7 protein-coding genes and 2 pseudogenes are annotated in these 7,709 nt (G+C 71.3%); 6 read left to right on the forward strand and 3 right to left on the reverse strand.

Annotated elements, in window-relative coordinates; translation table 11 throughout:
• Nucleotides 1-219: pseudogene (locus tag BGM09_RS21670) on the reverse strand (hypothetical protein); the annotation flags it as partial.
• 184 nt (nucleotides 220-403) lie between these two features.
• Between BGM09_RS21670 and BGM09_RS21675 the strand changes: the two are divergent.
• From BGM09_RS21675 to glmM, 4 genes are all read left to right on the forward strand, one after another.
• On the forward strand, nucleotides 404-2,026 hold the full coding sequence (locus BGM09_RS21675) for an ABC-F family ATP-binding cassette domain-containing protein (protein ID WP_188283329.1): 1,623 nt from the start codon (nucleotides 404-406) through the stop codon (nucleotides 2,024-2,026).
• Between the two features lie 268 nt (nucleotides 2,027-2,294).
• Nucleotides 2,295-2,738 (forward strand): 50S ribosomal protein L13, encoded by a 444-nt coding sequence (gene rplM / locus BGM09_RS21680; protein ID WP_188283330.1) that lies wholly within the window; start codon nucleotides 2,295-2,297, stop codon nucleotides 2,736-2,738.
• Nucleotides 2,739-2,777: 39 nt separating this feature from the next.
• Nucleotides 2,778-3,293 (forward strand): 30S ribosomal protein S9, encoded by a 516-nt coding sequence (gene rpsI / locus BGM09_RS21685; protein ID WP_188283331.1) that lies wholly within the window; start codon nucleotides 2,778-2,780, stop codon nucleotides 3,291-3,293.
• A gap of 250 nt (nucleotides 3,294-3,543) precedes the next feature.
• On the forward strand, nucleotides 3,544-4,902 hold the full coding sequence (gene glmM, locus BGM09_RS21690) for a phosphoglucosamine mutase (RefSeq protein ID WP_188283332.1): 1,359 nt from the start codon (nucleotides 3,544-3,546) through the stop codon (nucleotides 4,900-4,902).
• Between the two features lie 33 nt (nucleotides 4,903-4,935).
• Here glmM and BGM09_RS21695 read toward each other — a convergent pair whose 3' ends face one another.
• Both BGM09_RS21695 and coaA read right to left on the reverse strand, forming a co-directional pair.
• Nucleotides 4,936-5,868, reverse strand: coding sequence for a DUF389 domain-containing protein (locus BGM09_RS21695; RefSeq protein WP_188283333.1), 933 nt, complete (start codon nucleotides 5,866-5,868; stop codon nucleotides 4,936-4,938).
• A gap of 49 nt (nucleotides 5,869-5,917) precedes the next feature.
• Nucleotides 5,918-6,886, reverse strand: coding sequence for a type I pantothenate kinase (gene coaA, locus BGM09_RS21700; protein ID WP_188283334.1), 969 nt, complete (start codon nucleotides 6,884-6,886; stop codon nucleotides 5,918-5,920).
• Between the two features lie 116 nt (nucleotides 6,887-7,002).
• Between coaA and BGM09_RS21705 the strand changes: the two genes are divergently transcribed.
• Complete coding sequence (locus tag BGM09_RS21705; protein ID WP_188283335.1) at nucleotides 7,003-7,371, forward strand: holo-ACP synthase; 369 nt, start codon at nucleotides 7,003-7,005, stop codon at nucleotides 7,369-7,371.
• A gap of 172 nt (nucleotides 7,372-7,543) precedes the next feature.
• Nucleotides 7,544-7,709, forward strand: a pseudogene (locus tag BGM09_RS21710) (bifunctional ADP-dependent NAD(P)H-hydrate dehydratase/NAD(P)H-hydrate epimerase); the annotation flags it as partial.

Below are 7,709 nucleotides of genomic sequence, written 5' to 3' on the forward strand. Positions count from 1 at the left end.
CGCCGGCTGCTCGGCGGCCGGCCCCGACGGCTGCTGCGGGCCCTGCGGCGCCTGCGCGTCGTACGGCGACGGCTGCTGCGGTGGCGCCTGGGCGGCGGCGTGGCGCGGCTGGGGCCGAGAGGGGATGACGCGTCCCTCAAGGACCTCGCGCTCGCCCTCGGGGGCGCTCGTGGGGGGTTCCTGCGGAGGCTGCGGCTGCTGTCCGGGCCCATCAGTCATGCCGCGCATCATATTGCCGGTCAGGCCGCGCACATATTCGGGTGAACACACCGCTGAACACACCGGAGAACGCGCCGGTCAACGCGCCTGTCAACACGCCGGTGAACGCGCCGGTGGAGACGCCGGTGGAGACGTCACGAAAACGAGTTGGGACGCATCGCGCCCCACAGGGAGAATCCAGGACATGGGACATGTGGAAGCAGCGCACTTGGAGTACTACCTGCCGGATGGGCGGGCGCTGCTCGGCGACGTCTCGTTCCGCGTGGGCGACGGCGCCGTGGTCGCGCTGGTCGGCGCCAACGGCGCGGGCAAGACCACGCTGCTGCGGCTGATCTCCGGCGAGATCAAGCCGCACGGCGGCACGGTCACGGTCAGCGGCGGCCTTGGCGTGATGCGGCAGTTCGTCGGCAGCGTCCGCGATGACCGCACCGTACGTGACCTGCTGGTCTCCGTAGCGCACCCGCGTATCCGGACCGCCGCCAAGGCGGTCGACGCGGCCGAGCTGGCGATCATGGCGCAGGACGACGAACCGGCGCAGATGGCGTACGCGCACGCGCTCGCCGAATGGGCCGAGGCGCGCGGCTACGAGGCCGAGACCCTGTGGGACATGTGCACGATGGCGGCGCTCGGCGTGCCGTACGAGCGGGCCCAGTGGCGCGAGGTGAAGACGCTCTCGGGCGGTGAGCAGAAACGGCTGGTTCTGGAGGCCCTGCTGCGCGGCCCCGACGAGACGCTGCTGCTTGACGAGCCGGACAACTACCTGGACGTACCGGGCAAGCGCTGGCTGGAGGAGCAGCTCGCCCTCACCAAGAAGACCGTGCTGTTCGTCAGTCACGACCGGGAACTGCTGGCCCGCAGCGCGAAGAAGATCGTCGCCGTCGAGACCGGCCCCGCCGGGTCCACGGTGTGGGTGCACGGCGGCGGTTTCGACACCTTCCACGAAGCCCGCAAGGAGCGCTTCGCGCGCTTCGAGGAGCTGCGGCGGCGCTGGGAGGAGGAGCACGCCAAGCTCAAGGCGATGGTGCTGCGGCTGCGCCAGCAGGCGGCGAACAGCCCCGACATGGCGTCCCGTTACCACGCGGCGCAGACCCGGCTGAAGCGCTTCGAGGACGCGGGCGCCCCGCAGGAGCCGCCGCGCGAGCAGGACATCAGGATGCGGCTGCGCGGCGGACGTACCGGCGTACGCGCGGTGACCTGCGAGAAGCTGGAGCTGACCGGTCTGATGAAGCCGTTCGACCTGGAGGTCTACTACGGCGAGCGGGTCGCGGTGCTCGGCTCCAACGGCTCGGGGAAGTCGCACTTCCTGCGGCTGCTCGCCGGGGACGGGAGCGTCGCGCACACCGGGACGTTCAAGCTCGGCGCGCGGGTGGTGCCCGGCCACTTCGCGCAGACCCACGCGCACCCGGAGCTGCTCGGCCGCACCCTGGTCGACATCCTGTGGGGCGACCACGCGCACGACCGGGGCCGCGCCATGGGCGTCCTGCGGCGGTACGAGCTGGAGCGGCAGGGCGACCAGCCCTTCGACAAGCTCTCCGGCGGGCAGCAGGCCCGCTTCCAGATCCTGCTCATGGAGCTGGCCGGGACCACCGCGCTGCTGCTGGACGAGCCCACGGACAACCTCGACCTGGAGAGCGCCGAGGCCCTTCAGGAGGGCCTGGAGTCGTACGACGGCACGGTGCTCGCGGTGACCCACGACCGGTGGTTCGCGCGCAGCTTCGACCGCTACCTGGTCTTCGGGTCCGACGGCCTGGTCAGGGAGTCCGCCGAGCCGGTCTGGGACGAGCGCCGGGTCGAGCGCAAGAGGTAGGCGGGGACCGGGAATCCGACGCGTTTTGACCCGTACGGGGGCGCGCGGGTATTCTTCGATGTCGTTATGCGTATTGGCTTGCTCCATCTCACGTGAGGGGCCCTTACGCCGGTCCACCGGGCCGATGACCAGCGGCAGGCAGACGGGTTGCGTCCCCGAATGCCGCCAGGGCTGGCCTGATCGTCCGGGTGGCCTTGTACAAGGACCCGTTTCCCCGGCCCCTTCACGGGCTCGTGGAGACACCATCACTGAAGAAGCGAAGGCGACCGTGCGTACGTTCAGCCCCAAGCCCGGCGATGTCACCCGCCAGTGGCACGTAATCGACGCGCAGGACGTTGTCCTGGGCCGTCTGGCGACCCAGGCCGCGATCCTCCTGCGGGGCAAGCACAAGCCCATCTATGCCCCGCACGTCGACACCGGTGACTTCGTCATCATCATCAACGCCGACAAGGTCCACCTGTCGGGCAACAAGAAGACCCAGAAGATGGCGTACCGCCACTCCGGGTACCCGGGCGGCCTGCGCTCCGTGCGCTACGACGAGCTGCTCGACAAGAACCCGGAGAAGGCCGTCGAGAAGGCCATCAAGGGCATGATCCCGAAGAACACCCTGGGCCGTCAGATGCTCTCGAAGCTGAAGGTCTACTCGGGCGACCAGCACCCGCACGCTGCCCAGCAGCCGGTGCCGTTCGAGATCACCCAGGTCGCGCAGTAGTACCGGCCACCAGCTACCAGAAAGAATCTGAGGAGAATCGTGGCTGAGACCACTGCCGAGACCGTCGTCGAGGGTGAAGAGACCTTCGAGGAGATCACGACCTTCGAGTCCGAGACCCCCGAGTCGGAGTACACCTCCGAGTCGCTCGCCTCGCGCTTCGGCGACCCGCAGCCGGCCGCCGGCACCGGCCGCCGCAAGCAGTCCATCGCCCGTGTCCGGATCGTTCCGGGCAGCGGCAAGTGGAAGATCAACGGCCGCACCCTTGAGGGCTACTTCCCCAACAAGGTGCACCAGCAGGAAGTCAACGAGCCCTTCAAGGTGCTCGAACTGGACAACCGGTACGACGTCGTGGCCCGCATCAGCGGCGGCGGCATCTCCGGCCAGGCCGGTGCGCTGCGCCTGGGCGTCGCCCGCGCGCTCAACGAGGCGGACGTGGACAACAACCGCGGCCCGCTGAAGAAGGCCGGCTTCCTGACCCGTGACGACCGCGCGGTCGAGCGGAAGAAGGCCGGTCTGAAGAAGGCCCGCAAGGCCCCGCAGTTCAGCAAGCGCTAAGTCGCCTCCGGCGCGGGAACCAAACCCGCGCCGGGCGCATCGAACGCCTCGGAGACACTTTGTGCCTCCGAGGCGTTCGCGTTCCTGGGAATCGGCACATTTGTCTGTTGATATGGCTCTGAGCCTTGGAGGGTGGAGCCATGTCCCCGCACCGGGGGCGCGGACCGCGGGGCACGGGAGGCCCGGCGGCACAGGGACCGTCGCGTCTCGGGACGGCCGCACGACCGCACGGATCATCGGAGGAAACACTGTGGGACGACTCTTCGGCACCGACGGAGTGCGGGGCATGGCCAACGCCGACCTCACCGCCGAGCTCGCGCTCGGCCTGTCGGTCGCGGCGGCACACGTGCTCGGCGAAGCGGGCAGCTTCGCGGGCCACCGGCCGGTGGCGGTCGTGGGGCGCGACCCGCGCGCCTCGGGCGAATTCCTGGAGGCAGCCGTCGTGGCGGGCCTCGCGAGCGCGGGCGTGGACGTCCTGCGGGTCGGTGTGCTGCCCACCCCGGCGGTGGCGTATCTCACCGGCGCGCTGGGCGCCGACCTCGGCGTGATGCTCTCCGCGAGCCACAACGCGATGCCGGACAACGGCGTGAAGTTCCTGGCCCGCGGCGGCCACAAGCTCGACGACGAGCTGGAGGAGCGGATCGAGGCGATCTACGAGGAGCACCGCACCGGCGCCCCCTGGAACCGCCCCACCGGCGGCGGCGTCGGCCGGGTCCGCGACTACGACGAGGGCTTCGACCAGTACGTGGCCCACCTCATCGCGGTGCTGCCCAACCGCCTCGACGGCCTCAAGGTCGTCCTCGACGAGGCGCACGGCGCGGCCTCCCGCGTCTCGCCCGAGGCGTTCTCCCGCGCCGGTGCCGAGATCATCACCATCGGCGCCCAGCCCGACGGGCTCAACATCAACGACGGCTGCGGCTCCACCCACCTGGAGCTGCTGAAGGCCGCCGTCGTCGAGCACGGCGCCGACTTCGGCATCGCGCACGACGGCGACGCCGACCGCTGCCTGGCCGTCGACGCCACCGGCGAGGAGGTCGACGGCGACCAGATCCTCGCGATCCTCGCCCTGTCGCTGCGCGAGCGCGGCGCCCTGCGCGAGAACACCGTCGTCGGCACCGTGATGTCCAACCTCGGCTTCAAGCTGGCGATGGAACGCGAAGGCATCGAGATGGTGCAGACCGCCGTCGGCGACCGCTACGTCCTGGAATCGATGAAGGAGCACGGGTACGCGCTCGGCGGTGAGCAGTCCGGGCACGTCATCGTGCTCGACCACGCCACCACCGGCGACGGCACCCTGACCGGTCTGCTGCTGGCCGCCCGCGTCGCCGCCACCAAGCGCACCCTGGCCGACCTGGCCGGGGTCATGGTGCGGCTGCCGCAGGTGCTGGTCAATGTGCCGGACGTCGACAAGAGCCGGGTCGACTCCACGCCCGAGCTGCTGACCGCCGTCGCCGAGGCCGAGACCGAGCTGGGCACCACCGGCCGGGTGCTGCTGCGGCCCTCCGGCACCGAGCCGCTGGTGCGCGTGATGGTCGAGGCCGCCGACATCGACCACGCCCAGTCCGTCGCCGGACGGCTGGCCGACGTCGTCAAGTCCACCCTGGGCTGAGCCGCGCCGGACCGGGGGGCCGACCGTACGCCGTCAGGCGGCGGGTACGTGACGCTTCGCCCAGAGCCACTTCTGGGCGAGCAGCGTCAAGGTGCCCGCCACCGCGATGCCCGCCAGGTTGATCACGAGCTGCAAGCTGGAACCCCACGCCTCGCCCCAGGCCGCGTAGCTGATCGCCAGGGCGGCGTTCGCGGCGGCCGGCACCGTCGTCACCGAGATCGCCACGCCCACCAGCGCGCCCGACTTGGACGAGGTCAGGGAGAGGATTCCGGCGATCCCGGCGAGGAACGCGACCACGAACGAGTCCCACGTCGGCTGCCAGATGAACTCCGTCGCCGGGTGCGGCGCGTCGAACCTCGCTTGCGTGAACAGCCCGAACAGGCTCATCAGATCGCTGAACCCGCCGGTGATCAGCATCGCCACCGGGAAGCCGATCAGCAGGGCCGTCACCGACCGCCCCACCAGGCGGCGCTGCCGCCGCACCACCCCCGTACAGATCCCGGCCAGCGGCCCGAACTCCGGCCCGACCACCATCGCGCCGACGATCAGGATCGAGCTGTCCAGCATCACGCCGTACGCGGCCAGTATCGTCGCCACCGTCAGGAACGCGATGTACGTGACGGTCAGCGTCGACTCCTCGTGCGTCTCCTCGACCAGCGACTCCCACAGCACCGCGTCCGCGCCCTCGCCCGGCGCGTCCTCCTCGGCCTTCTCCGCGCTCGTCGACAGCGTCAGGTCGATGTTCTCGACCGCGATCGACCCGGTCTCCGCCACGCCCAGCTCGCGCAGCCCGGCCAGCAAGCCGTCGGCCGCCTCCCGCGCCACGTCGCAGGTGAGCACGTCACCGAGCGGGTCGTACGCGGCGCCGCGCATCACCGTCAGATGCGTGGCGCCCAGGGTCGCGCCGACCAGCAGGGCGACCTCCTCGGTGCGGTCGGCGGGCACGATCATCCGCAGGTGCAGCACGGCGGGGCTCCCGTTTCGTAGGACGTCTCCGGCACCGGGGCGGCCGGCATCAGAGCTTGCGCAGCGACAGGCGCCGCACCTTGTGCCCCGGTCCCTTGCGGAGCACCAGCGTCGCCCGGCTGCGGGTGGGCAGCACATTCTGCTGCAAATTGGGCTGATTGACGGTGCGCCACATCAGCCGGGCGTACTCCAGTGCCTCGTCCTCCGGGACCTGCGTGTACTTGCGGAAGTACGAGTGCGGGTCCTGGAAGGCCGTCTCGCGCAGTTTCCTGAACCGCCCCAGGTACCACTGCTCGATGTCCTCGGTGCGCGCGTCCACGTACACGCTGAAGTCGAAGTGGTCGGCCAGACCGATGCGCGTCCTGCCGTCCTTGCCGGGCAGCGCCGGCTGGAGGACGTTCAGGCCCTCCACGATGAGGACGTCCGGGCGGCGCACCGTCAGCGTCTCGCCGGGCACGATGTCGTAGATCAGGTGCGAGTAGACCGGCGCCGTGACCTCGTCGCGGCCGGCCTTCACGTCCGCCACGAAGCGGGTCAGCGCGCGGCGGTCGTACGACTCGGGGAAGCCCTTGCGCGACATCAGGCCGCGCCGGTGCAGCTCCGCGTTGGGCAGCAGGAAACCGTCGGTGGTGACCAGTTCGACCCGCGGATGCTCGGGCCACCGGGCCAGCAGCGCCTGGAGCAGCCGGGCCGTGGTCGACTTGCCCACCGCCACACTGCCCGCCACCCCGATCACGAACGGCGTCCCCGGCTGCGCGCCGCCCGCGTCCCCCAGGAACGTGTTCAGCGCGCCGCGCAGCCCGCTGTGCGCGGCCACGTACAGATTCAGCAGCCGGGACAGCGGCAGATAGACGTCCACCACCTCGTCCAGGTCGATCACGTCGCCCAGTCCGCGCAGCCGCTCCACCTCCTCGGAGGTCAGCGGCAGCGGCGTGCGCTCGCCGAGCGCACTCCACTCCTCGCGGGTCAGGTCGACATAGGGGCTGGTCGCGGCAGGGGTCGTCGGCACGGGCCCCATTGTCCCGACGTACGCGTACGGCGCACGGCCGGGGGTACGGCCGGGGGTACGGCCGGACGGGGGCACGGGCCTAAGCTGGCGGGCATGAACGGCACGTCGGGCGAAGGGGATGGCCAGTGATCGTCGGGGTCGGGATCGACGTCGCCGAGATCGGCCGCTTCGCCGCCGCGCTGGAGCGCACGCCCGGCATGGCCGACCGGCTCTTCCTCCCCGGCGAACTGCTGCTGCCGACCGGTGAGCGGCGCGGTATCGCCTCGCTGGCCGCCCGGTTCGCGGCCAAGGAAGCTCTCGCCAAGGCCCTGGGCGCCCCCGCCGGGCTGCACTGGCTCGACGCCGAGATCACCACGGAGCCGTCGGGCCGGCCCCGGCTGACCGTCACCGGCACCGTGGCCGCGCGGGCCGCGGAGCTGGGGGTGCGCGGCTGGCACGTCTCCCTCAGCCATGACGCCGGGGTCGCGTCCGCAGTGGTCATCGCGGAGGGCTGACCTCGCGGTCGGCTCGCGCGGGCGGCTCGCGCGGGCGGCTCGCGCGGGCGGGGTGGGTCTGCCTGGTCGGGGGGCTCGGCGCGCGCCGGGCGCGTAATGTCCGTTGAGGCTGTTTCCGTCGAGTTCCGTCACGTTCCGTTGAGTTCCGTCGAGCCCGCCCGGAGGACTTTCCATGAGGTACGCGCACGCGGTGGAGACCGTACGGGCCGCCGAGGGCGAGCTGATGGCCCGGCTGCCCGAGGGCGCGCTCATGCGGCGCGCGGCGGCCGGGCTCGCGGCGGCGTGCCGGGACCTGCTCGGGCGTACGTACGGCGCGCGCGTCGTCGTCCTCGCCGGGA

It is taken from the genome of Streptomyces sp. CBMA29 (assembly GCF_014596445.1).
Taxonomy (GTDB): domain Bacteria; phylum Actinomycetota; class Actinomycetes; order Streptomycetales; family Streptomycetaceae; genus Actinacidiphila.